We start from the raw sequence: 25,188 nt of genomic DNA on the forward strand, positions 1-25,188 counted from the left end.
ATGCTGCGCCTGTCCTTATATTCGCTGTTTATCTTCAGCGTATTTTCATGCCGCGCCGATTGCTGGCAGCTGGCGGGAGAACGTTACGGTATTGAGCCAGAGCTATTACAGGCGATAGCGATAGTGGAATCCAACGGCAACACGCGGGCCATCAACAAAAACCGTGATGGCTCACTGGATGTCGGGCTGATGCAGATCAATAGCATTCACTTCGATGCGCTGCGTAAATTTCGTATTAGTCAAAAAGATCTGCTGACCGACCCTTGCCAAAGTGTCATGACCGGCGCCTGGATCCTGGCAGGTCAAATCCAGCGCTTTGGTTATACCTGGGACGCGGTGGGCGCATATAACGCCGGAACGGCAAATACGCCGCAGCGCCGCGCGCTTCGTCAACAATATATAAAAAAAGTGGCTCCGCATTATGCCCGCCTTAAAAGGCAGAGCCATACACTGTCGCCAAAATGAAACCATATATCGTCACCATCCTTCAGGGGGGGAAGCGCGTCAATCAAACCGTGCTTGCCGCGTCGCCTGATGATGCCAGCGCCCGCATTATTGCCGCCGGCGGCATCGTTTTGCAGGTACAGGAACGTCCTGCCCGCAAGGAGAAACGCTTTCCATTGAATCTGTTCTTGCAGGAGCTTATCGCCCTGCTGGAAGCCGGGCTGGTCGTGGTCGAGGCCGTCGAAGCGCTGCGCGAAAGCAGCCGCGACGGTGGTACCTCGCTGGTTCTGGATACGCTGGTTAAAAAGCTCTATGAAGGAGCACAGCTATCCCAGGCGATGATGGCGCTACCGGCGCTCTTTCCGCCTCTGCTGATTAATACCGTCGCCTCTTCTGAGCAAACCGGACACTTACCCGAAGCGCTAAAGCGTTTTCAGTTTTACGAATCAAGAATGGAAATTCTGCGCAAGCGGATTAAATCAACCCTGCTCTATCCGACGATTGTGATCGCCGCCGGCGGGATAATTCTGTTCTTTCTGCTCGGCTTTATTATTCCGCGTTTTTCCGTGGTGTTTGACGGGATGAAGAACCCGTCCGCCAGCGCACAGCTTATCCTCTGGTGGGGACGTCTGACGCAAACCCATGGTTCACTGCTGCTGGCCGGTTGTGCGGCAGCGGTTGCAGGCATCGTGATGGCGGTGCGTAGCCCGCGCCTGCGCCAGCGTGCGCTCGGTTTGTTGCTGCGCATTCCCGCCTTACGCCAGCAGCATCAGCTTTCTGTGCTGGTGCGTTTCTACCGCACACTGGGCCTGCTGCTGCAGGGCGGCCTCCCCGCGCCTGATGCGTTAATGCTGAGCCGGGAGATCCTGCCCGCCACGCATCGTCAGCAGGTTGAACAGGTTATCCGCGACGTCGCCGCCGGCGAGTCGCTCTCCCGCATGCTGGAAGCCCAGCAGATGACGACTCCTGTCGCCAGCCGTCTGCTGCAGGTCGGCGAGCGCAGCGGCGAACTGCCTGCCATGTGCGAGCGGATCGCCGCTTTTTATGATGAATCGCTGGAACGCGCGATTGAAACCTTTAGCAAAATTTTTGAACCGATTCTGATGATGGTCGTTGGCGGCATCGTTGGGCTCGTCGTGTTTTTACTGTACATGCCCATTTTTGAACTGGCAGGAGGATTGCAATAATGTCTCACTCACCGTCTGTAGACCCCCTTTTCGACCTGCCGGACGAGCAGCGCTGTCAGGCCCTGGCGGAACTGCTGGACAGTTTCCCCGGCGCGTTAGAAGAAGCCGCCGGTTCCCTGGGGCTCACGCCGCTCTCACCCACACAGCTCGCCGACAGCGAAGAGGATTTCGAAGCCGTACCGTTGACCGAATCACTCAGCCAGCGGGCATTGCCGCTGCGCGTGAACGGTCAGCTCCACGTTGCGCTGGGCGATCCGTTTTCGCTGGCGCTGCGCCAGTGGGCCTATAACGTGAATGCGTTACCCGCGCTGGCTCCGCTTTCTCAGCTTAATGCCCGGCTTGATGAGCTCGCCAAACAGCAGCGCACGCTCGATCAGCTGGAACAGCAGCAGAGTGAAGAGAATAAAGAGGCCCGGTGGCTGGAGATCACCCCTGCGGCCATTGCCAGTGAACCCCATGCCGTCATTAAGCTGGTTAACGCCACGCTGTTTGATGCCCTGCAAAGCCGGGCCAGCGATATTCACCTTTGCGCCGTAGCGGATGGATTGATGGTGAAGTACCGCATCGATGGCGTCCTGCACAGCATTCGCCACTGCGCCGGGCTTCAGCAGGCGGAACAGGTGATCTCCCGTCTCAAGGTATTGAGCTGTATGGACATTTCCGAAAGGCGCACGCCTCAGGACGGACGCTTTAAGGCGTTAATTCTCCAGCGTCCCGTCGATTTTCGCGTGTCCATTATGCCGGGCGTGTACGGCGAGGATGCCGTATTGCGCGTGCTGGATAAATCACACGATCAAAACCTGCGCCTGGAGACGCTCGGCTTTGATGAGCACACGCTGGGCGCCATTCGTCAGTTAACCCATCTGCCCCACGGTATGGTGCTCGTCACCGGACCTACTGGGAGCGGGAAGTCCACCACCCTCTATTCGGCACTCAGCGAACTCAACAGCGGTGAATGCAAAATCATCACCATTGAAGATCCCGTGGAGTACCAGCTCAACAGCGTGCTGCAAATTCCGGTCAACGATAAAAAAGGGCTCACCTTCGCCCGAGGCCTGCGCGCCATTTTGCGTCACGACCCGGACATCATTCTGGTGGGTGAGATCCGCGATGGCGAAACCGCCGGCATTGCCGTGCAGGCGGCGCTCACCGGCCACGTGGTGCTCTCCTCGGTTCACGCCAATGACGTCTTTAGCGTACTGGAACGTTTTTTATATATGCAGGTCGAGCCCGCCAGCCTGATCACCGCCCTTAACGGCGTCGTGGCGCAGCGGCTGGTTCGCCAGATTTGCCCGGACTGTATTGATGACACCACGCCCACGGATGACCTTCTCGCGGCGTGGCAATCCGGCCCGCTACAGCAGCTTACGCCCCGCTGGCGTCGAGGGCGGGGCTGCGATACCTGCCGCGACAGCGGCTTTCGCGGCAGGCTGGCGCTGGCGGAAGTGCTGCATTTCAGTGATGCGATGAAAGAAGCAATGCTGGCGCGCTCGCCCCGGCGCAAGTTAAAGGAGGTGGCGCTGAATGACGGTTTTGTTCCGCTCTCAACCATCGCGCTGCGCGCCGTGGTCGAAGGCAAAACCACCTGGGAGGAGGTGAACCGTGTTATCACTCACTAACACCTGGCAGTGCGACATCTGGCCTCATGCAGTGCGGTTGCGCCGCAACAATGTGGTACTTGCCACGCATGAACGCCAGCCCGATCAGCCTCTGGAGGCCGCGCTCGAAACGCTGCTGCGCCTGCGCCCCGCCGCCTTACCGTGGCGTGACGCGGTGGAATTTCACCTCGATACCGACGATCTGACGTTTTTAATCCAGCCCTGGCATGACGGCGTGACCACACCGCAGGAGCTGCTCCAACTCGCCCGACAACAGGCGGTTCATCGCGCGAGTCCGCCCGTCGACTGGCTGGTGCGCTTCGAGACCCTGAACTGGCAGCAGTCGGCGCTGGCCGCGTGCCTGAAGCAACCTTGCTGGCATCTGCTTGGCGCGCTGGCGCGTCGGGAGCGGCTGCGTTTTCGCGGGGTTGTCACGCCGTTTCAAAAGCTTTTAAGCCACTTCGCCCGCGCCCTGCCGGAAAACGGCCTGTTTGTGGCGATGAGTCCCCACCATAGCCGGATTGCCAGCCGTCAGCATCACAGCTGGCGTGACGTCTGGACACTGACTCTTCCACAGCAGGAGATGGACGCCCAGCTGCGGGTTATCGCCCGGCTAAGCGGAATGCAGGAATGTCCAGGCTACGTCATTCATACCGACGGCGAGCATCACCAGGAAGTCGCGCTACAGGAGAGTCTACATGGCACCGCTGTTTACGCGTAGCACCCCGTGGGCCGCACGCACGCTGCTGTTAACCGGATTCCTCTGTTTACCGCTCGCCAGCGCCGTAGTGTATGGCCTGTTTGAGCACCAGCGCATTGAGCTGGAGACGTCGAAGGTACAGCAGCAGCTCGCCCAACGGCAGCAGGCTCTGCGCCAGCTGCGTGAAGCAGAGCAGCGCCGGTTGCGCATGTCTCAGCAGCTACAGGCCGTCCCACCGGCTATCAAACTGCTGGACAACATCGGCAGCGTGCTAACTCCTGATATTGCGCTACTGAGCATTGACGTCATTGCCAGTAAAGGCGATGCGCGACTGACAGTGAATGCAAGCAATCTTGACGCCCTGCTCGCCTTTAGCGAGCGGCTACAGCAGTTGCCCGCGCATGTGGTGCTGGAGAACCATCGCCAGTCGGCGCAGGGCGATCCCGCCTGGCCGATTAACGCGGTACTCGACGTCAAGGTGACGACGGAGGAGCACCATGCGGCTTCAGAATAAATCCGCCGTGCTGCGCTGGCAGGCGGCGTTGTTTGCCGGACGCATCGGAACGCTTCCGCTCGTGCTCGCCGGGCTTCCCGCTGGGCTGCTGGTGTTATGGCTGGGCGGCGTGCGGCCGCACACCATTCATTTGCAGGAGAACCTTGCCCGGATCCAGACGCAGCTACAAACCGCGCTGCCGCTGGATAAACAGCAGCCGGAACTCCAGAACCGCATCAGCCTCGGAGAATATCAGCAGGTCAGGCTCATTTTTGAGCAGCTCAGGAGCCGGGGAATGAAGGTGGACGCCAGCCGCTACCAGCTGGAAAACGACGACGGTAAAACCGCGCTACGGCTGGATATTCCGCTGCGCGGTGAATATCTGCCGCTGGTGGACGCGCTGGAAACGCTGAGCCGCACCCTGCCGTTACGCATTGAGCAGCTAAGCCTGCGGCGCGCCGGGCCATCGGAAAGCCAGCTCAGCGCCACCGTGCAGCTTCGTCTGTTGAAGGAGTCGCCATGAAACTGCCGCGCTATTTACAGCTCGCACTGGTGCTGACAGCCGGTGCTGTGTTCTGGAGCCAGTTTGCCGATGAAGAGATATCGCAAGCGCCGCCTGAGGTGCAGCCGGTCTCACGCCCGCGCCCCGCGCCGGCAAAGCCTGAGACGGCTCACCCAACGCGCGTCGATCTCTTTTCAACCCCACACAGCAGGGCGCAAGACGCGGCAGAAGAGCAGCCGGACAGCGATCGGCCTGAAGAGGCGATACCGACCGCACCGCCGCTACCGTTCCAGCTTCTCGGCGCCTGGTGGGAAAACCGTCAGAGGATCGTTGTGCTGACGGATGGCAAAGAGACCTGGCCGGTCTGCGAGCGCTGCAAAGCGGACGGCAGGATCTGGATCGGTAGCTCGCCGGTCAACAACTGGATTTTAAAAGCGGTGGCGAACGACCACCTCCTGTTTGAATGGCAGCCCACCCATACCCAGCAGCGGCTGGAACTGGATGAACTGCAATCGGAACCGACACATTAATCATGAAAAAAACAATTGCTCTCACTTTTTTGTTGTCATGCGCGCTACTGAGCGGCTGTGCACAACGTGCGGCGCCTCCAGCCCGGGAATCGGTGACCGCCTCGCCACAGGTACTGGTAAAGCGGCTGAAGGAAATAGACCAACAGCGCATCGCCAGTCCGCAGGATATTGCGCTTCGCGCCGAGCAGGCTGATATCAGCAAAAAGCTGGTAAATGACTACCTGAAAAATGCCGATCTCGCGGTGCGTCAGAACAACTACACCCTGGCGACGCAAATGTGGCGCGATGCGCTTACCTATGAGCCCGGCAATCTGCGCGCCCTGCAGGGGCTACGTAAACTCGATGCCCGTCGAGCGCTGGACGCGTTGTATAAGGAGGCGGTGGCTAACAGCACCCGCGACCCGGCACGCGCGCTGCACAAAATCCAGCAGGTGCTGGAAGAGGACCCTAACTGGCCACAGGCGCGCGCCCTGCGCGATCATCTGATGCGTGAGGTTTCACGGATCAACCAGCCGGAGCAGCGTCTGAACCGGGAGCTGCAAAAAACGATTGCGCTTAATTTTCGCGAGCACAGCCTGATGGCCATCTTTAACACCATCAGCCAGATGACCGGGGTCAATATCATCTTCGATAAAGATATTTCCTCCAGCACCACCGGCAGCCTTATCGCCAAACGCACCACTGCGGAAGATGCCATCAACGTGCTGCTGTTGTCGAATAACCTGCGGAAAAAAGTGCTGAACAGCAATACGTTGCTGATCTACCCCGCTACCGCGCAAAAAGAGAAGATCTATCGTGACGTGGTCGTCAAAACCATCTTCCTGGGCTACGCGAAAGCGAAAGATGTCAATGTCGCCCTGCGCAACATGGTCAAGCTGAAGGATGTGCACGTTGATGAGCGAACCAACTCCGTCACCCTGCGCGGGCCAAAAGAGAGCGTGGAAAAAGCGGAGCGCCTGTTAGTGACGCTCGACCGGCCTGAAGCGGAGGTCACGCTGGCCGTTGAGGTGCTGGAGGTGAATACCAACGATCTTGAAGCGCTTGGCGTGAAGCTGCCGCAAACCATCAGCGCGGGTTTTGCCAAAAGTAAAGACGGTGATTTAAAGGGAAGTGGGATCCCGCTGGGCGACCTGAGCGCCAAAAATATCATGGTCGATGTCGACAATATGACCATTGACATGAAAAAGGTGTTGAGCAACGCCAGAGTGCTGGCAAACCCGCGGATCCGGGTGAAAAACAATAAAAAAGCATTGGTCGATATTGGTCAAACTATCCCGGTACTGACCACAACCGTCAACGACGGTATTTCGCAACAGAAAGTGGATTATCAGGATGTCGGCCTGAAGCTGGAAGTCACTCCGGAAGTCAGTATGGATGACAATATCTCAATGGAGGTGAAGTTCACGCTCAGTGCCCTGGGTGCCGAGGAACCCGGTGAGAACGGCGCAAAGTATTACCGCACCACGAAACGCGAAGCCAATACCACGCTCAGCAGTATGAACGGCGAGACCCAGATGCTGGCAGGGCTGATCAAGCAGGATGAAACCACGACCCAAAAAGGAACGCCATTATTAAGTGACATCCCAGGGCTGGGCCGCCTGTTTAGCAGCAATTCCGACAATAAAGAGCGCACGGAGGTCGTGCTGTTAATTACGCCGACCATCGAACGCAACCTCGATTTACCGGGAAGCCACGTCAGTACCATTGAGATGGGCAGCGACGATTTAACGGGCGACAGCATCCAGCTGCGCGACCTGCAGCGCGACGAGCCTGGCAGCGGGTTTACCGCACCGGCGCTTGCGCCGCCGGCTCATTTCCCTGACCGCGCGGCAACCCTGCCGCCACCGATCCTCGATGAGTCTGAAACGGAAAACGGAGCATCGTAATGCAGCGCCAGCGCGGTTTTACCTTGATTGAGATGATCGTCACGCTGGCGCTACTCGCCACGCTTGCCGCTGCCGCAGCGCCGCTGATGCGTAACTACCACCAGCGGCAGCAGGAGACGCAGCTACGCGAGTCGCTGCGCACGCTGCGCGATGCCATTGACCGTTATCACCAGGCAAGCGTGGACGGCATCATTGAGAAAAAAACCAGCGAATCCGGATACCCTCCGTCGCTAAAAAGCCTGGTGGAAGGCGTGCGGGATAAGACGTCGCCCACTGGCGCGATGATCTACTTTCTGCGCCATATTCCGCGCGATCCGATGTGCGATTGCGAGGGAAAAAATGATGAAGAGACCTGGCGGTTACGCGCATCCACACAGCCACCCGGCGATTTCAGCGGCGGAGGGAAAGACGTGTTTGATGTCAGCAGCACCAGTACGGCCAGCGGTTTGAATGGAGTGCCCTATGCGCAATGGTGAAAAAGGTTTTACGCTCATCGAGCTGCTGGTGGTGATGGCAATCATCGCGACATTGATGACCCTTGTCGCCCCACGATTTTTCCAGCACGCGGACAGAGCCAAAGAGGTGGTGCGCGAGCATAACCTGCATGCGCTGCGCAGCGCGATCGATCACTACCGCCGCGATCGCCTGGCGGGGCCATACAGCCTGGAGGATCTGATCGAGGCCGGTTACCTGCGCCAGATGCCGCTGGATCCGATCACCAACCGCCGCGATATCTGGGAAGCGAAGACCGATGACGAAGGGCAAATTATTGACGTCGAGACGCCACCTAAACCCGGGCAGGATCATCCCGATGCGTTCGATTAAACAACAGGGAGGCTTTACCTATCTTTTGCTGCTGATTGCGCTCTCCACGCTGGCGTTGTCGCTGCTGAAAAGCCGCGACGAGGTGCAGATGCGTTATCAGGCGCAGCAGGAGGCTGAGCTTTTATTTCGCGGCGATCAAATCCGCGCAGCAATACAAGCCTACCGCGGCAACGGTGATGGCTGTTTTCCCGTGCGTTTTGAACAGCTACTTATTGATAAACGCGGGCGAAAACCGCTTTATCACCTGCGCCAGCACTACGCCGACCCGCTAACCGGGAGTAAAAACTGGGGAATGATCCTCGACCCTCAGGGGCGATGGATTGGCGTGCGCAGTCTCGGAAAAGGTACACCACGGAAAAAAACCGGCTTTCGTCACGATCCAAAACAGTTTGCCAAAGCCAAAACGTATTACGACTGGAAATTTCAGGTAGAGAGCGATCCGCAGGCCCCGCTGCCTGCGGCCTGTGGTCGCTAATGGAATAATACGGTGTTAGACACAATATCATAAAAATATATCTTTTTCTTACCAGCGGGGCCATGGCGGGCATGTTATTGATCGTCACTCTGGACGTGCGGAAATACACAAACTGGAGAGTGCGTATATGCCAAAAAAACGACTGGCTTACCTTCTTATTTCACTGGCCGTGGGATCTCAAAGCATCCTTCCTGTATTTGCAGGCAAGCAGGCAATAACGGTAAATAATCATGTAACGAATACCCCACTGGAGGTCGCTGATAATTATCTTAATCAAAATAAAACGCAGGAGACGGTTGTTATAGAAGATGCGGCGCTGCTTGATGTCCATATCTCGTATGCTAACCTGCCCGCCGATGCGATAGTGGAAATTGCAGGTAAAAATAACAACGAAGTTTACCGTTATGCGGCTGAGAAAATTCTGAGCGGCTCAGATGAGCACCATGTCAGTTTCGATGCATTATCCATCTTTGGTGATAGCGTAACGGTACGGTTGTTAGCTGCCGATGGTTCTGCACTTCCCTCTTCCCGACAGGCCGAAATTGCCTTCCAGGTCAGGGGCGAGCCAGCGCTTCAGGATATGTCATTGTTTAATATCATTCCGGGTGACAAAAACCCGCTCCCGCACTCCTGCTTTAAAGACTCACCTTTTATCTATAACTATACAAAACCCGTCGCGGTGATCCGCGATACCTATGACCGAGAAAAACCGCATTACAATACCGGATGGCGCATCGGCGAAAAAGGGGTTGATGGTGACCTGCTGGTATTAAGCAGTTTCCCGTTAAAAGAAGATAAAAAGGTGAGAACCACAGAGGTCTGGTTTGTTCAGGAGGTTGAGGTCAATCCAAATGATTGTACCAGTTATCAGATAAAGAAAACGGCCAAAGTGAAAGCGTTTGGCAAGTCATCCAGCAGAGACGGTAAATATCGTTTATTGTCGTTAGATTTTGCGGGCGATAAAGCGCAGGAAGATTTTGTCAAATCACTGGGTTATTTAGGAATTGATCCAAGAGATGAGACGAAGGCTAACGACATTGCCACCCAAAAAACCGAATTTTATCTGCCGCAGGCGCAGTTTAAAAAAGATAATGCGCGTTTGTATGCTGCAGTGAATAAGTCAGATGGCACCCACTGTGCTATTGAGCTATACGACCGCGAAGCGGGTCAGTTCCGGCATCGTTGTAGCACATACAACAACGATATGGGTAATAAGAACAACCCTATGAAGCCGGGCGTAGGTGCGCCGCTGATCGATAACTACACGCAGCGCGTTCTGGCACTCAGTACCAGCGGTGAGCTGGTGAATGGTTATAACCAGGCAATGCCGATTGCCCGGATCTGGCCGCAGATTAAAGCATTCTTTCCTGATGGCGCGATTCCCGATACGTCTTTTATCATCAATGACCAGGTGGCTGCCGCTCAGAAATCATTGAAAGGTTATGCGAGCGTCAATGTGGCGCAGGTCATTCCGGATCCGGGCTCCATACCCGATGTTTCCCAGTTTGCCTGCAAATGGTGGCTACCCGCAGGGGTTAAAGCATCCGAACCCAACCCGGAGAGCAGTACAATGTTACTCTATGAAAAAACTGGCGCTGTTACCGACCCGCTAATGGCCTGGTGTGGTATCAAAGGTGGGGAGCAAAAATATCGACCACAATGGGTGATGACCGCCATTCCATAAGACTATGACGCGTCAGGCAACATGCTCTTTGAGATGTTGCCTGACGGCTTGTTAGCTTTTCGCTAACCTATTTCGGTTTTTACTGCGCGATGGGAATGGTCCCTTTGATAACCACTAATGTGATCGTCGCCTTTGCATCCCCTGCTTTCAGCGGGATTTTATATTCATCCGGCTGGGTAAAGAGGGCCTTGAATTTATCATCTGGCATATCAATGATGACATCATCGTCTGCGGCGGTGGCTTCGATCCGTTGCAGCAGCTCTGCTTTGGTCAGAGGTTTGTTCCATCCGGCAACAATACGATCGTTTTTAATGTGAATCTCATTACTCTCAAGGACGCAGAGCGCATTTTGCTCACCGCCCTGAAGGCGATAAAGTCGGTTTTCCGTTAAGGTATCAAGAGACGGGCAGACGACCTCTTTTTGCGAACCCGACTCTGCCAGCGTGTAGCTAAACTTCACTTTCAGGTTATCCCCGTGGCGAACGCCCTGTTTTTTCCAGTCGCCACTGTCCCCGGTGAACATGCGGATCCCGTTGGGGATGATCGCGCTGGCGGCAGCAAAAAAATCATTCCCGTTAACGGAAAAATAGGGGCGAAGCGTTAAAGATGAATCATTAATAATGGTGATCACCGGAGAGTTAATGGAACGGTAACTCTTTTTCTTATAACGACAGTTTTTCCCGTTTGCCTGTAAGTTGACGCCGTTGTCTTTACTGACAATCATGGCATAGTTGCAGTTAAGGCCGTTTTCAATAGATTCGTTCAGCACCGCACCATTATCGACAATGATATTCATCACGCCGTTATCTTCGTTACCAAACCAGACATGAGGAATAAAATCGCTATCGTAACCCTCTTCATAAATAGCATTCTGAACCCTGATTTTCAGATGGTCAGGGTTTTCAATATTGATCATTCGCGCGTAGTCACTGGCAAGTACTGATGCCGTTGAAAAAGCGCTAAGCATGGCTAATGCTACGACGGTCTTTGTCATGAAAATGTCCTCTTTGAGAAATATAAAAAAGTACAAATTTGCTCAACAGTGACCATACCTTAATGTATCAGGCAGTAAAACATGACTCTGAATAAAATCATCATTTATTTGTTTTTAACTCACGGATGCAGAGACAATTCTTATTAATCGCAAGACTCATTCCGCCTTATTTTATTCTGAGGAATGAATATACTGCCTTGCCAGTATTCAGACTGGAAGAGTAGGCTTGAAAGCCATCTCATACTTTGTGCCATAATAAGCGAGACAAAAGATGGATCAATCAATTAAACAGACTCCTGAAAAAATTCGGGTTTGTGTGCGGACGAACTCTTTTTTATTCGAAAAGGGCCTTGCGGAACTAGCACGCTATTACTTTATCGCCCGAGACAAAATGCTCTGCATTGTTGATGCAGACACATTTGGTACGAAGACGCATCTGGTGAAGTATCTGGAGTTCATCAGGAGAATAAAACCCGACATGCTTGTTTTGATCACCGGCCATCTCCCCCGGAGCGAGCAGCATGCATGGTATGTAAAAGCAAATGAATCCCTGGCGGGCTGGCGGGACACCATTGATGCCATGAACTTTATGCTCCCCAATCTCGACAATATTATTGAACATTATAAAAGGAGGAAGGCAGGTGAAATTAAGTTTTTGTATCAGGACGAATATTATGGCAAAGATGGCCGACGTGAGTGAGGCTGAATTAGTTTATGCGCTGATGACAACGGGAAAGCTGTTCGGCGTTAAAATACCGGCACCGTTACCCGGCAGGCATAACGCCAGAACGCGTAGTTTTGATTATAAAGAAGCTCTGGATTTTGCTGAACAAGTGAAAATTGCCCGAGGCAACAAAAGGCAGGACTGATAATGCAATAACACGCCATGCTTTTAAGCGACAGGTTTATCGCGACACGCCTCATCGTTATAACAGAACCGTTCGGCTGGCCTGGCGTTTTCCTTCAACATTGCAAGTGCAATACCAATCACCTCAGCATACAAGCAATCATCAATACGCCTGGCATACTCAAGTTTTTTACTCAGGTAATGACTGAGCGAAACATGATCAATATTAATACCCTGCAAGGATAAATGCGTGGCTGCATCACCGATGAGTAGTGATGCTTGCTTTTCAGGATAAACATTATTCATTAATTTTATCCCTGTACTCCGTAAACAAATATTCGACAGGTAGGATTCAGGGGGGCTTATGCCCCCCTGTTTACAAAAGTACCTCAGAAAGAATTAACCTACTTACCAATCACAGGTACTTGAGCCCGTGTTTTTAAACGTTTTTGATTCCGTCTTACCTCTGATACCGTCTTTATTTACTGGCGTCACATACAGTGTGACCTCACCCCAATAGCCTAAAGTAACGCCTTGTACGTTGGAAACGACGGTGCTTCCCCATTTCCACTGAAATATAGTGTTGCCTTCAGATGCTCCGCCATTAGCATTATAAGTGTAGGTTGCCGTTATTCTGTTACAGGCCCCGGTTTTGCCGCTGTATCCCAAATTTGTAACGAAAGGTACGGGCTTAGATCTTATGGTGACAGCATTACTAAAGACCTCATTGCCGGACTCAGGCTGCCCTGAACCTTTAGGCTTTACGGCTACCCGCACGTCATAGCCCGCATAGCTGTCCGGCAGCGTAAACGTTTTTGCCGTGCCGCCTGCAACATTTCTCCACGTCTGACCATCCCTCCACTGCCACTGCCTGGTGGAGGCATCCGAACCCGATCCGTTTGCCGTGAAGGTATATTCCGCGCTCAGCGTCTGCCCCACCTCCGGCGTGCCGGAGATCCTCAGCCCCACCACAGACGGCACGCCATATACCGCTACCGCCGGGCTATTCTGTACCGTTCCGGGCAGCAACGGCTGGCCAGCGCCCTTCGGCGTTACGACGACCCGCACGCTGTAACCCGCATAGCTGTCCGGCAGCGTGAACGTGCTTGCCGTGCCGCCTGCGGCGTTCTTCCATGTTGCCCCGTCCTGCCACTGCCACTGGAAGCCGGAGGCGTCCGTACCGGCCCCGTTTTCCTTGAAGGTGTATTCCGCCCTCAGGGTCTGCCCCACCTTCGGCGTGCCGGAAATACGTAGCCCCGTCACTACTGGCGCACCATAGGCTGCCATCGGCGGACTTTCCTGTGCCACACCGGTCAGCAACGGGTGACTGCTTCCCTTCGGCGTTACCACCACGCGCACGCTATAGCCCGCATAGCTGTCCGGCAGCGTGAACGTACTTGCCGTGCCGCCTGCGGCATTTTTCCATGCAGCACCGTCCTGCCATTGCCACTGGAAGGTGGACGCATCCGTCCCGGCCCCATTTGCCTTGAAGGTGTATTCTGCCCTCAGGGTCTGCCCCACCTTCGGCGTCCCGGAGATGTGCAGATCAGTTACCGAAGGCGCACCATAAACGTCTACCGCCGGGCTGTTCTGCACCGCGCCGGGCAGCGACGGCTGAGTACTGCCTCCCGGTACTACCGTCACTTTAATGCTGTGCCCAGCATCCCCGGCCTGAAGGGTATATTCCCGATCCGTTGCCCCCTCAATCGGCATCCAGCTGGTTTTCTCGTATCTCCCCCAGATGTAGGTAGACGCATCTGCACCGGTACCGTTCGCCGTAAAGGTGTAATCCGCTCTCAGGGTCTGCCCCACCTCCGGCGTACCGGAAATACTCAGGTTCGTCACCGTCGGCGCGCCATACGCATCTACCGCCGGGCTATGTTGTGTCTCGCCCTGCAGCTGTGGCTGACTGCTGCCCTGCGGTATTACCGTCACTTTAATGCTGTAACCTGCATCTCCGGCCCGCAGAGTATATTCCCGGCTAGTTGCCCCCTCAATCGGCATCCAGCTGGTTTTCTCGTACCTCCCCCAGATATAGGTAGAGTTATCCGTACCGCTTCCGTTTGCCGTATAGGTGTATTCAGCCCTGAGGACCTTACCCACCTCCGGCGCGCCGGAAACCCTCAGATTCGTCACCGAAGGCGCCCCAAAAGCGTTCACCTCCGGGCTGCTCTGTACCGTCCCGGTCAGCGTCGGCTGGCTGCTGCCCTTCGGTATTACCGTCACTTTAATGCTGTAACCCGCATCTTCGGCCCGAAGGGTGTATTCCCGATCGGTGGCCCCCTCAATCGGCATCCAGCTGGTTTTCTCGTACCTCGCCCAGATATAGGTTGAGGCATCCGCACCGGTTCCGTTCGCTATGAAGGTGTATTCTGCCCTTAAGGCCTGACCCACCTCCGGCGTGCCCGAGAGACGCAGATCTGTCACCGAGGGCGCGCCATAAACATCCACTGCGGGGCCTGGCTGGGCCGCGCCGGCCAGCGTCGGCTGGCTGCTGCCCTTCGGTATTACCGTCACTTTAATGCTGTAACCCGCATCTTCGGCCCGGAGGGTATATTCCCGATCGGTGGCCCCCTCGATCGGCATCCAGCTGGTTTTCTCGTACCTCGCCCAGATATAGGTTGAGGCATCCGCACCGGTTCCGTTCGCCATAAAGGTATAATCAGCTCTCAGGTTCTGCCCCACCTCCGGCGTGCCGGAGATACGCAGGCCCTCCACCGCTGGGGCGCCGTACGCCGCCACCGCCTGGCTCTCCTGTACCGTCCCGGTCAGCGACGGGTGACTGCTGCCCTTCGGCGTCACCACCACCCGCACGCTGTAACCCGCATAGCTGTCCGGTAGCGTGAAGGTTTTTGCCGTTCCGTCTTTAGCATTTTTCCATGCTTCCCCCTCCTTCCACTGCCACTGCCAGGTGGAGGCATCCGTACCGGCCCCGTTTGCCGTGAAGGTGTATTCCGCCCTCAGGGTCTGCCCCACCTCCGGTGTGCCGGAGATATGCAGGTCTGTCACCCACGGTGTGCCATAAACCTCAACGTCGGACTCACCTTTTTTCCCGTTAACCGTGGCGCTCACGGTGACGGTTCCACCGGTCTTTTTCGTGGTGACGGTCATCGTTCCCGCGCCTTCCGCGCCGGTAGCAGCGCTGGCCTCTCCCCGGCTTACCAGCTCCGGTTTGTCGATATCCCAGACAATCGCCTCGCCGACTACCGCACGGCCAAAGCGGTCCTTCGCCGTGGCGGTGTAGGTAATGGTGTTCAGCCCGTTCGCCTCCACGCTGTCCGCGCTGGCGCTCACCGTCACGGTCGATGCCTTCCCGACCACCGGCTCCGTTTTCGACGACGCCTTATACCCCTCATTTTTGGCCGCGTTGGTGGCGGTTACCGCCACAAAGAGGGTTGCCCCCGCGTCCTGCTCCGTCAGGTGATAACTGCCCGACGTGGCACCGTCGATCGCGCCACCGTCACGATGCCACTGATAGCTCAGCGTCACCTCGCCGCCGCCGTTTTGCTCCACGTCCACCTTTTCCACGCTTACCGTGTCGCCGACCTTCAGCCCGGCGGTTTTGTTCAGGGTGATGCTTTTAATTGTTGGAATCCCTTTCAGCACCGCGCCGGACTCGCCTTTTTTACCATTGACCGTGGCGCTCACCGTGACGGTTCCGCCGGTCTTTTTCGTGGTGACGGTCATCGTTCCCGTGCCTTCCGGATCGGTAACAGCGCTGGCTTCTCCCCGGCTCACCAGCTCCGGCTTGTCGATATCCCAGGTAATCGCCTCGCCCACGACCGCACGGCCGAAGGTGTCCTTCGCCGTGGTGGTGTAGGTGATGGTGTTAAGCCCGTTCGCGTCCACGCTGTCCGCGCTGGCGCTCACCGTCACGGTCGATGCCTTCCCGACCACCGGCTCCGTTTTCGACGACACCTTATACCCTTCATTTTTGGCCGCGTTGGTGGCAGTTACCGCCACAAAGAGGGTCGCCCCCGTGTCCTGCTCCGTAAGGGGATAACTGTCCGACGTGGCGGCATCGATCGCGCCACCGTCACGATGCCACTGGTAGCTCAGCGTCACCTCGCCGCCGCCGTTCTGCTCCACATCCACCTTTTCCACGCTTACCGTGTCGCCGACCTTCAGCCCGGCGGTTTTATTCAGCGTGATGCTGCGGATAATCGGGTAACCGTTGAGCGTCAACTGCGTCGTTTGTTTTTTGCCGTCGATGTCGATCTCAATTAGCGCATTGCCCCCCGCTGATGCGGTCGTAAACGTGGCCGTCGCTTTGCCGTCCGCATCCGTTTTTTCAATCGTTTTACTCAGCGCGCCAAACTGCTGCGTGATGAGGGTCCACTTCACGGGAACCTCCGACACGCTATTGTTGTGCTCATCCAGCGCGATGGCGGTTAGAGTAGAGGTACTGCTGCCATTGGCATTCAGCGTATCTGGCGTGCCTTTCAGCTCGACATGATCCACCTTCCCGACATTCACATTGATAATCTTATGCTCATTACCGGCGTAGACTTTCACTTGCGATGGCGCTTTTTCAGGCACCACGACGGTTGCACTGACAATACCGCGCTCATCGCTGTCTCCGGTGGGCGCTTCCCGGAACTGGCTCCCTTCAATCCGCCAGGCGATAGCCTGTTTACGGCTGATAACCGCGTTATCAAACCGGTCATACAGTTGCGCGCTGACGGTTTGATCCGCGCTGCCAGCAACCGCGTTTTCCGGGACTTCCAGCACCACTTTTGCCACCGGCCCCGGTTCAAGGCTTACGGGATCGGACGGGCTACTCACGGTATCCACCGTGGCATTCACCACCCACTTATCTGCTGTTTTTTGCGGCGCGGTGAGCGCGATGGATGCTCTTCCCTCGCTATCCGTTTTGCCGCTCAGGGTTTCACCGTTGCTGCTCCACGTAACGTTTTTTTCAACCGTCAGAGGCTTACCATCCTGATCGGTAACTTCAATAGTGAACGTATTTTCCGTGGCAACCTCTGCACGCTCGGGAGACGCCACGAAGCGGATGGCAAGCGGGTGGGCAAAATCGACAACCAGCGCCATCTTCTCCTGCTGAACACTGTTATCGCTGGCTTTGCTCTGGATCCCGGCAGGCGGGATCAACGAGGCCGTGATTTCATCCTCGCCATCCGCCATGATGTTTTCTATTTTTACCAGCGCCTGGCCGTGCTCATCGGTGCGTACACTGTTTTGTGACAACGAGCCAAGCGAGTTCCTGCTCTGCCAGTACACCATCTGATCGGTCAGCGGAGAGCCCTGACTGTCTTTTACCTCGGCTAATAGCAGCAACGCACCGTGACTTTCTTCGAAGAACTTCACGCTGCCGTCACGACGGATCTCGCCCGGTGAAAGCAGATGATCGATACGCAGGGCGGTTATCGTTGCGCTACCGGTAACTTTCGCCGCCCCACTCTCCCCCGCGATCCCTTTTTTGTTGACTGGCGTGACTTCGAAGATCACTGTGCGGGCCATATCACGCGTTTGCACCTCATAGGTGGTACTCCCTTCCTTGAGCACTACGCCTGAATCTGCGTCATACCAGCGCAGCCGGGTTTGCTCGGGATCTTCATCTTCCCCTTCATTGGATTTATAGAGGTAACTTCCCTCCAGGATCTTGCCGGGTGACATGTCCCCTTTAATGGCAACGCCTTCAACGGAAGGGGCAAAATCCCCCGGCGTTACGGTCAGGTGATAGCTGGCGGAACTCAACACGTGCTCCGGATCGACAGGTGACGTTTCCGTTGCGGTGATGGTGACATCGCCCCGATGCGTTGGGTTCACCAGACCGCTGCCCGGCTCCACGGTCGCGATCGTCGTGTTGGAGGAGATGTAGCGAATGACGCCCCCCTGCCCACCTTTCACCACATGAAGCAGCGGCACGCCAGCCTGCGTGGTTTTTTCCGTAGGGGTGAAATAGAGGCGTCTGTCTTTTTCTTCCTGCTTATAGGCAAGAACGATGTTGTTATTACGGGTAACGAACTCTGTGCGGGACTGCATCAGCGATGGTAAAGCCGCCGCATTTTCACTTGCCAGCATTTCGGAGAGTTTGCGGCCAAACTCCCAGTGGAAATTGAGTCCCACAGAGAAGTTATCCCGCTGCCCGCTAATCATGCTCTGCTCCGCGCTGACCCCTACCAGCGGCACAGGTTGCCACTTAAGCCCGAGGTTAAGCCCGTGAGGATTGCGGCTGGCCTCGCTGCGGCTGCCGTTAACGTCTACTTTGTCGCCATACCACTGGAACCAGCCCATTTTGAGCGCGACGTGCTGTGAAAGCGCCGTCTCAAGATTGAGATCCCAGCCGCGGGCGGCACGTTCATACAGTTCATAGCGGTCGGGATCGTCATTAAACATGCTGTCGTCAGAATGACGCCAGCCGCTCAGGGGCAGGTAGTAGTTCGCTGACGCACGAATCCCATCGCTCCACAGCTCGGCGCCCGCCCCCATTCGGTTATGGTGGCGCGTGACATCCTGATCGAAAAAGAGGTTTCCACCCGCCATCAAATGCGGGTTAAAGGTATGTCGCCAGCCCAGGCCGACGTTAAGGATATCGCGCTCGTTCCAGCGGTGTGCACTCATCTGAGTGAACAGAATGTCGTGTTGCCAGATTTTAACCGGCCACAGATAGTCCAGCCCAAAATCGCGACTATCGCTCCCGCCAATACCGACATCTGCCGTAACGCGGGCTTTCCCGCCGGTATGGTTTAACCACGCTTCCACCTCCTGCGTTAATGCGGCATTTACCTCGCTGTTTGCCGCGCCGCGCAAGGCATCACCCGCGCCGTTTTGTTGGGCGCTTCCCCATATGCCGGCCATTTTATCCCGCAGGGGTTGATTGCTTTCGCTTTCAACTGTCGCACGGGTTTCATTTTGCGCCCGCGCGACGGGGGGGACCGTAAGCAAAAAGATGGAAAATAAATAATGTAAGAGGATTACCCACACGGATAATTTTTGACGTAAAGAACAATATGAAACACCGGGCATTGTGACGCATCCCTTATTAATTAAACTCCCTGGTTAGTGATATTAAGTTCCAGATAATTCTTAAACTCCATACAGCACTCAGGAGATGTTCATGAGATTTTCCGTTCCTCATTAAATTCAATACTTATGCATTGATGATTAACAGTTTTTTCAGCCCACCTCATAAATTCATCAGCCAAATTTCAGCCTTATATTTTCCTGAGCAGGAAATTCTCTACACGGGCCAGACATCTCGCAATTTCATCGCTGACCTTCTTCTTAAGGGGAATTTCCCCGCATGGCAGGATGGTTCCCGCAATACTCTGGATGGCATTTTATAAGGACGATCGTTGACATGAATAAAACTGGACTGGCCCTGCTAATTTGTGCACTACTGAGTGCCCCCTCTTTTGCGCAGAACTCCGTCACGCATGAGCAAGCCTGGGAAGGCACTTCGTATCTCTCCGTTATCGTGAAATTAAAACCCGGGACGACGCTCAATAAGTCATCGCCCTTTTCATTACGCGACAGCACCCTGTCTGTGAGTCCGTTATTTACGGCAAATAATTTGCGCAGCAGTGAATTAAGCGAGATGGATGCGCTTAATGAACGCTATGGCTTTAATCGTTACTTACGTATAGCGCTGCCAGCCAATAAGCAACATGACACGGCATATATCAATAACGTAATTAATGAACTGGCGACGCGACAAGATATTGAGCTGGCTTACCCGGAATCCATGCCGGTGTCGCTGGAGAAGGGTGCCAACATTCCTGACGTGCCGCCCTATTCCGGACTAAGCTATGCCCTGAATAGTCCCAACCGGACCACCGTCCCGGATTTTCGTGGACTGCAGGATTACACCAAATCACCAGATGAAAAACGGCCCGGCTATTACATGGGTGGCGTAAATCGCGACAGCGTGAGCCAGTATTCAGGACACGATGGAAGCGGCATTTCGCTGGTCTCAATGGAAAACAATGCGTGGAATACCAGCCATGTGAATTTGCCGCCGATCGATTTCCATGAAGGTGATACGCGCTATACGCCGGGCGAAGATCACGACACCAGCTCCGTCGGGATTATGGCGGCGAAAGATATCAATGCGGGCATCAAAGGCCTGACGTGGAACGCTCGTATGGGATACGTCAAATGGCAGGCCAATCACCTCTACAACATGATCCCCAGACTCCAGGCAGGAGATGTGGTGCAAATTGGCATGCAGACCGGCGGAGGGGATGTGACAGGCTGTACCTCCTCTTGCTATGTCCCCCAGGAAAACGCCCCTGCCTATTATGACGTGATTAAAGCGCTGACGGACAAAGGCGTGCACGTTATCGAGGCGGCAGGCAATGGCAATATCAACCTCGATCATGCTGGATTTAACGGAAAATTTGACGTTAAAAAACGGGATTCCGGTGCGATCATCGCGGGTGCATTCTGCGCTGACAATGGCAAAAAAGCCTCTTTCAGTACCTATGGTTCACGCGTGACCAGCGCCAGCTGGGGATGCTGGGATGTGGTTACTACGGGTTATGGCGGTTTGCATAGCATAAAAAACGCGGAATACACCTCAAGTTTCTCCGGCACCTCCTCCGCGAACCCGATTATCGCAGGCGTGGTCGCCAGCCTGTCGGCCATTGCAAAAGCTCACAACATCACCGTCACGCCTCAACAGATGCGTACCATCCTGCAGGAAACCGGTACATCTTTAGCGGCAGGCGATTCAGCGAAAGTGGGTACTCACCCAAATATGGCGAAAGCGGTGGCGAGGATTCTGGAACTTAAAGAGGAAGATAAGGAGGAAGTAAAGGCTGTGCCTGGAGAAAGCTTTACCGTTACCGGCACGACCGATTCCTCCCGGGCGTATCAGTTAGACGGCAGCGCCAGCAAGAATGCTGTCTCCTGGAAATGGACCATCGACAAAAACAGTACAGGCAAATTCTGGCTACAGGAGAAACAGGCCGGAGGCTGGGTACGTGAATTTTCAGGCCCTACCGTCCGGGCACTCATTCCCGCTAATACTGACGGGGAAGCGACCTACTGGTTAACCGTCACGGGCAAAGACGGAAGCGTGAGCGCTGAGAAGATCACCGTAACGGTGAAAAAACCGCAATTACCTGATATTCCTGACGACAACGCAGAAGCGTATAACCCACGCATAGCCTACCCGGTGAAATGTACCCGCGTATCGCATAACGGCAAAATCTGGCTGAATCAGTGGTATGTCAATGCCGGACAAGAGGAGCCGGGACGCGGCGGTGAGTGGGGGGCATGGCGAGCGTCGGATGCAGCCAATAATAGCTGCCCTTAAATACCTGTTTGGTTAACATAATTGTAAAGCCTGGATGTAAGCCAGGCTTTATTTTATTAACTCAACACGCAGGAAATTCGTAAAAAAGACATTTAAAAAAACGATATACGCTCATATTTGAATATAAAGAGTAAAGGATTGATATTGGCCATTTCACCCCATATCGCTCTCCAGCCTCTTAACAGCATGACCGGCCGCTCTTCTCTGCCGAAACTCCCCGACTCTTAATGGCCCAGAGAAGTCTCTTATTCAAGCCAGTTGTCTCCTCCCGGTACTATTTGTCCCTGTTATCACACGGTAATAACGCCATTTTTTACCTGCTCTGCAGGTGAGATTTACCTTTCGTTATTGTTCAGTCATTAATAAGGGAACTTATGAAATTAACAGGATCTGCTTTTGTCCTTGCCTCATTACTGGCAGGGGCGGGCGTCAGCGTTTCAGCCAACGCCGCCACGACCTCGCCAGCGGCAAACTGCGAACAGGGTCACCAGAACTGCATGAAAGAACTTGGTTCACTGGAACGTGCCGTCAACGGTGCGAAAGTGAAGGTCGTTGAAGGGCAAACGATTCGCGCGCGCTTCTTTAACGACGCAACCGAACTGCCTGACCTGGAGACCCGCGTCACCATTCTTGCTGGCGAAGAGGCACACTGGTCCTACGCTCTTGCCCAGGCCATCAACCAGCAGCATCCCGATCTGCGTGCCGGTTTCCAGCACAGCAACGGCGAGATTACGCCCGATGAGTCTCAGCCGAATAAGGTGTATGCCAAAGGGAACAATCCCCTCACTCACGTAGAAGTGTCCTTCAATTAATTCAGGGAAGATTATTTTGAAACTACTCAAGATGAATAATATTACGTCGGCGTTAGCCGTGGCATTGATTGGCATGTATTCCACGAGCGCGCTGGCACATGGCTATGTTTTTGAACCAAAATCCCGTTCGGTGATTCATTTCCCGCCGATGAATGATAAAGGTGAACATAGTAACGTCTGGCCTGCTGACGCCGTGGAAGCGCCAAAGCTCCCGGCTGGCAACGATATGAGCCCAACCCCGATCGCTAACGAACAGCTGTTCCAGTTCCCGCAGGATGGAAAACTCGCAAGCGGTGGCTCAACGGCTACTCCTGCCTTCAGCAAGCTGGATGACGAAAAGCAGAATACCTATAACAACCCGATGTCTGCGGGCCCGCACCAGTTTAAATGGCATTTACCGGCTAAGCACCGTACCACCTATTTTACCTATTACATTACGAAGCCGGACTGGCACTCTATGCCGGGAGCGGATTCGCGCCTGACCAGAGCGATGTTTGAAGATAAACCTTTCTGCCACAAGGTTTATACCTACGCACCAGGCAACCCTTCTGCCGATATTTCGATCCCGACAGGCTTCGAAACCCACACCTGCGATGTACCGGAGCGTGAAGGTAAACAGAAAATTTATGCCGTCTGGCGCGTGCGTGATACCGATAACGCATTTTATCAGATGATCGACGTTGATTTCGGCGGTGAAGTCATTAGCAAACCGGTGGCCAACGTCACGCCATCCAGCCATAACCTGTCAACCAGCGCGCTGTCGCTGGACGGTAGCGCCTCTACAGGGAAAGAGCTGAAGTACAGCTGGGCCGTCACCAGCAATGCCGACAAGGTCATTCTGGAGAACAGCACCAGTGCTAAGGCCAGCATTCGCCTGAAGGCTAAACCTGAGAACGATTTTAGCGTCAACGTTAAGCTGACCGTCACCAACGCCAAAAACGAGAGTGATTCAAAAACCGTGACCCTGAATGCCAAAGCAGACGCGGGTAACACGGCACCGGAGGCGAAGGCAGGCAGTGACTTCACCGTGACCAGCAACAGTGATTCTCGTGGTTATGACCTCAACGGTTCCGCAAGCGTCAATGCTGAAAAATATCAATGGACTATCGTCTCTGGTCAGGACATTGGTGCGTTGCAGGTCGCTAACGGTGGCGAATGGGTTTCAACCGTCCACGCGGCAAAAGCCCGTGCGCTGATTAAGCCCGGCAAAATCGGTAAAGTGACCTATCGCCTGACGGTTACGGCCAAAAATGGCAAAGCCCACTCCGACGATATCACGGTGACCGTGAAGGAAGCGCAGCAGGCTTCTGATGTGCAGATCAATACGGGCAACAACCAGGACACCATCGTTGGCAGTGACGTTATTGCTGCCGCCGTCGTGTCCAAAAATAATGACTCGTTAAAGGGGGCAAAAATTGAATGGTCCGCACTGAATCACGCCGATAAGATTCAGATCTCGTCACCGAATAACTTCAGCACCAACCTCATGGGTAAACATCCGTATACCGACAATGTGGACGTGACGCTGCAGGTGAAAGTGACGGCGCCTGATAACGGTAAAGTCTCCACGGCAACGAAGGTGATTAAACTGCGCCCGGCGCAAACCGATGTAAAAGCCTGGGACCACAGCAAGACTTACAAGACACCTTGTGAAAAAGTGAGCTATGAAGGCAACATCTGGCTGAACAGCTGGGAAACCCGAGGCGTTAAGCCTGGCTCCGATGGCGAATGGGGCGTCTGGAAGAAAGAAGGTGCTGCCAACATGCCTAAAGAGTGCAAATAATACTGTAAGTTAACTCTGGCCGGGTCTTCACTGACCCGTGCCTCACATTATCATTCCCTGCCTACACTTTCGTTATCATTTTGCGCCGGAAATCGCCCCTTCCTTCCGGCGCTTTTTTATCGGTATAACACCACCCACCCTATCGCGGCGATAATCGGATACGGGCCGAAGGGAAACGGTTGACCGGGCTTGATCCGCAACAGAATCAGCGCCGTGACCAGCGCCAGCAGCGTAGAGGCAACAAAAACATCCAGCAGCGCCAGCGGGCCAAGCCACGCCCCGAGCGCCGCCAGCAGTTTCATATCCCCCATCCCCATACCTTCATGACCGCGCAACAAACGGAACAGTAAAGAGAGCGTCCAGGGCACACCAAAGCCCAGCAGAGCGGCGATTAATGCCTGCATTGGCTCAACCCGGCTATAGCCGCTGGCGGCAAACGCCAACGACAACGCCAGCAGCGGGAGTGTCAGACGATCGGGCAGGAGCATGGTGCGCAGGTCGATAAACAGCAGCGGCAGCAAAAACGTCACCGCCAGCACGTCGAACAGGCTTTGCGGCGTGACGCCCTGCTGCCAGATAATCACCCCGTACAGCAGCGCCATAAGCGCTTCAACCAGCGGATAGCGCCACGATATTGCCTGACCACAGCTGGCGCAGCGTCCGCGCAGCAGTAGCCAGCCAATCAGAGGTACATTGTGACGAAATTTAATGGGTTTTTTACAGCGGGGGCAATGGGAAGCAGGCCACGATAAAGAAAGTGCTTCACCGTGGAGAATCAAGGGGAGCCGATAAATAATGACGTTGCAAAAGCTGCCGATAACGGCACCCAGTAAAACACTAAAAACGAGTATTACACTCTCTATCATGGTTCAACACTCTGAGGAACATGCAATATCCGATAATAGCAGAGCCTACTCGTTGTATTTAGGCATCCTGTTTGCACGTAAAGCACAAAATTCACCGCGCAGGTTTGCCCACTCGATATTCAGATGCACTTTTGCATATTGCGCCGCCTCTTTCCACAATAATGCCGCGATATGCCACTGCTTTCCCTGCTCATGCTCTGCCGCACGGGAAGAAAGTGAAAACCAAACGGTAGCAGGATCGTGTTTGTCGCTTTGCCAGTCCATTGTTAATTCCTTTTG

The 25,188-nt window shown here is 54.8% G+C and carries 22 protein-coding genes; 17 read left to right on the forward strand and 5 right to left on the reverse strand.

All coding sequences use genetic code 11. From position 1 onward, the window contains the following. The 12 genes from AB8818_RS09780 to AB8818_RS09835 all read left to right on the forward strand — a co-directional run bounded on the left by AB8818_RS09780 (window position 1) and on the right by AB8818_RS09835 (window position 10,324). A complete protein-coding gene (locus AB8818_RS09780; RefSeq protein ID WP_166710209.1) occupies window positions 1-465 on the forward strand; it encodes a lytic transglycosylase domain-containing protein in 465 nt (154 codons plus the stop codon). Further along, a complete protein-coding gene (locus AB8818_RS09785; RefSeq protein ID WP_116341749.1) occupies window positions 462-1,631 on the forward strand; it encodes a type II secretion system F family protein in 1,170 nt (389 codons plus the stop codon). The genes AB8818_RS09780 and AB8818_RS09785 overlap by 4 nt, the downstream gene beginning before the upstream one ends. Then, complete coding sequence (locus AB8818_RS09790; RefSeq protein WP_116341751.1) at window positions 1,631-3,250, forward strand: GspE/PulE family protein; 1,620 nt, start codon at window positions 1,631-1,633, stop codon at window positions 3,248-3,250. The genes AB8818_RS09785 and AB8818_RS09790 overlap by 1 nt, the downstream gene beginning before the upstream one ends. Further along, window positions 3,234-3,950, forward strand: a complete 717-nt coding sequence (locus tag AB8818_RS09795) for a hypothetical protein (protein ID WP_116341753.1) — start codon at window positions 3,234-3,236, stop codon at window positions 3,948-3,950. The genes AB8818_RS09790 and AB8818_RS09795 overlap by 17 nt, the downstream gene beginning before the upstream one ends. Further along, window positions 3,928-4,443 (forward strand): hypothetical protein, encoded by a 516-nt coding sequence (locus tag AB8818_RS09800; RefSeq protein ID WP_192984651.1) that lies wholly within the window; start codon window positions 3,928-3,930, stop codon window positions 4,441-4,443. Before AB8818_RS09795 ends, AB8818_RS09800 begins: the two co-directional genes overlap by 23 nt. Next, window positions 4,427-4,945 carry a hypothetical protein gene (locus AB8818_RS09805; RefSeq protein WP_163330377.1) on the forward strand — a complete coding sequence of 173 codons (519 nt, stop codon included), beginning with the start codon at window positions 4,427-4,429 and terminating at the stop codon, window positions 4,943-4,945. The genes AB8818_RS09800 and AB8818_RS09805 overlap by 17 nt, the downstream gene beginning before the upstream one ends. Next, entirely contained in the window at window positions 4,942-5,454 is a 513-nt protein-coding gene (locus tag AB8818_RS09810; RefSeq protein ID WP_163330376.1) for a hypothetical protein, read from the forward strand. The genes AB8818_RS09805 and AB8818_RS09810 overlap by 4 nt, the downstream gene beginning before the upstream one ends. 92 nt (window positions 5,455-5,546) lie before the next feature. After that, window positions 5,547-7,340: a secretin N-terminal domain-containing protein gene (locus AB8818_RS09815; RefSeq protein WP_370552286.1), complete on the forward strand. Its 1,794-nt coding sequence runs from the start codon at window positions 5,547-5,549 to the stop codon at window positions 7,338-7,340. Further along, window positions 7,340-7,816 carry a type II secretion system protein gene (locus AB8818_RS09820; protein WP_061099126.1) on the forward strand — a complete coding sequence of 159 codons (477 nt, stop codon included), beginning with the start codon at window positions 7,340-7,342 and terminating at the stop codon, window positions 7,814-7,816. Before AB8818_RS09815 ends, AB8818_RS09820 begins: the two co-directional genes overlap by 1 nt. Next, window positions 7,803-8,165, forward strand: coding sequence for a type II secretion system protein (locus AB8818_RS09825; RefSeq protein WP_080442026.1), 363 nt, complete (start codon window positions 7,803-7,805; stop codon window positions 8,163-8,165). Before AB8818_RS09820 ends, AB8818_RS09825 begins: the two co-directional genes overlap by 14 nt. After that, entirely contained in the window at window positions 8,152-8,640 is a 489-nt protein-coding gene (locus AB8818_RS09830; RefSeq protein ID WP_163330374.1) for a type II secretion system protein, read from the forward strand. Before AB8818_RS09825 ends, AB8818_RS09830 begins: the two co-directional genes overlap by 14 nt. A 127-nt stretch (window positions 8,641-8,767) precedes the next feature. Beyond that, entirely contained in the window at window positions 8,768-10,324 is a 1,557-nt protein-coding gene (locus AB8818_RS09835; protein WP_192984655.1) for a hypothetical protein, read from the forward strand. 79 nt (window positions 10,325-10,403) lie between these two features. Here AB8818_RS09835 and AB8818_RS09840 read toward each other — a convergent pair whose 3' ends face one another. Continuing rightward, window positions 10,404-11,318: a hypothetical protein gene (locus AB8818_RS09840; protein WP_163330372.1), complete on the reverse strand. Its 915-nt coding sequence runs from the start codon at window positions 11,316-11,318 to the stop codon at window positions 10,404-10,406. A gap of 271 nt (window positions 11,319-11,589) precedes the next feature. Between AB8818_RS09840 and AB8818_RS09845 the strand changes: the two genes are divergently transcribed. Together AB8818_RS09845 and AB8818_RS09850 are read left to right on the forward strand one after the other, a co-directional pair. Then, complete coding sequence (locus AB8818_RS09845) at window positions 11,590-12,018, forward strand: hypothetical protein (RefSeq protein ID WP_116341769.1); 429 nt, start codon at window positions 11,590-11,592, stop codon at window positions 12,016-12,018. Next, a complete protein-coding gene (locus tag AB8818_RS09850) occupies window positions 11,993-12,187 on the forward strand; it encodes a hypothetical protein (protein WP_116341771.1) in 195 nt (64 codons plus the stop codon). Before AB8818_RS09845 ends, AB8818_RS09850 begins: the two co-directional genes overlap by 26 nt. 23 nt (window positions 12,188-12,210) lie before the next feature. Here AB8818_RS09850 and AB8818_RS09855 read toward each other — a convergent pair whose 3' ends face one another. Both AB8818_RS09855 and AB8818_RS09860 read right to left on the reverse strand, forming a co-directional pair. Further along, window positions 12,211-12,471: a hypothetical protein gene (locus tag AB8818_RS09855; protein WP_163330371.1), complete on the reverse strand. Its 261-nt coding sequence runs from the start codon at window positions 12,469-12,471 to the stop codon at window positions 12,211-12,213. Window positions 12,472-12,573: 102 nt separating this feature from the next. Continuing rightward, window positions 12,574-18,987, reverse strand: a complete 6,414-nt coding sequence (locus AB8818_RS09860; protein ID WP_371199866.1) for an inverse autotransporter beta domain-containing protein — start codon at window positions 18,985-18,987, stop codon at window positions 12,574-12,576. Window positions 18,988-19,675: 688 nt separating this feature from the next. Between AB8818_RS09860 and AB8818_RS09865 the strand changes: the two genes are divergently transcribed. The 3 genes from AB8818_RS09865 (at window position 19,676) to AB8818_RS09875 (ending at window position 24,043) form a co-directional block, all read left to right on the forward strand. Further along, on the forward strand, window positions 19,676-21,448 hold the full coding sequence (locus tag AB8818_RS09865; RefSeq protein WP_316387374.1) for a S8 family serine peptidase: 1,773 nt from the start codon (window positions 19,676-19,678) through the stop codon (window positions 21,446-21,448). A gap of 374 nt (window positions 21,449-21,822) precedes the next feature. Beyond that, a complete protein-coding gene (locus AB8818_RS09870; RefSeq protein WP_192984663.1) occupies window positions 21,823-22,260 on the forward strand; it encodes a hypothetical protein in 438 nt (145 codons plus the stop codon). 16 nt (window positions 22,261-22,276) lie between these two features. Continuing rightward, window positions 22,277-24,043, forward strand: coding sequence for a lytic polysaccharide monooxygenase (locus tag AB8818_RS09875; protein ID WP_192984664.1), 1,767 nt, complete (start codon window positions 22,277-22,279; stop codon window positions 24,041-24,043). Window positions 24,044-24,159: 116 nt separating this feature from the next. On the opposite strand, the gene AB8818_RS09880 is transcribed toward AB8818_RS09875, so the two are convergent. Together AB8818_RS09880 and AB8818_RS09885 are read right to left on the reverse strand one after the other, a co-directional pair. Beyond that, on the reverse strand, window positions 24,160-24,909 hold the full coding sequence (locus AB8818_RS09880) for an A24 family peptidase (protein ID WP_192984666.1): 750 nt from the start codon (window positions 24,907-24,909) through the stop codon (window positions 24,160-24,162). 45 nt (window positions 24,910-24,954) lie between these two features. After that, window positions 24,955-25,173: an ANR family transcriptional regulator gene (locus AB8818_RS09885; protein WP_116344043.1), complete on the reverse strand. Its 219-nt coding sequence runs from the start codon at window positions 25,171-25,173 to the stop codon at window positions 24,955-24,957. Window positions 25,174-25,188: the final 15 nt, after the last annotated feature.

The organism is Enterobacter sp. KB-280D8, assembly GCF_041399405.1.
GTDB lineage: Bacteria > Pseudomonadota > Gammaproteobacteria > Enterobacterales > Enterobacteriaceae > Enterobacter > Enterobacter cloacae_N.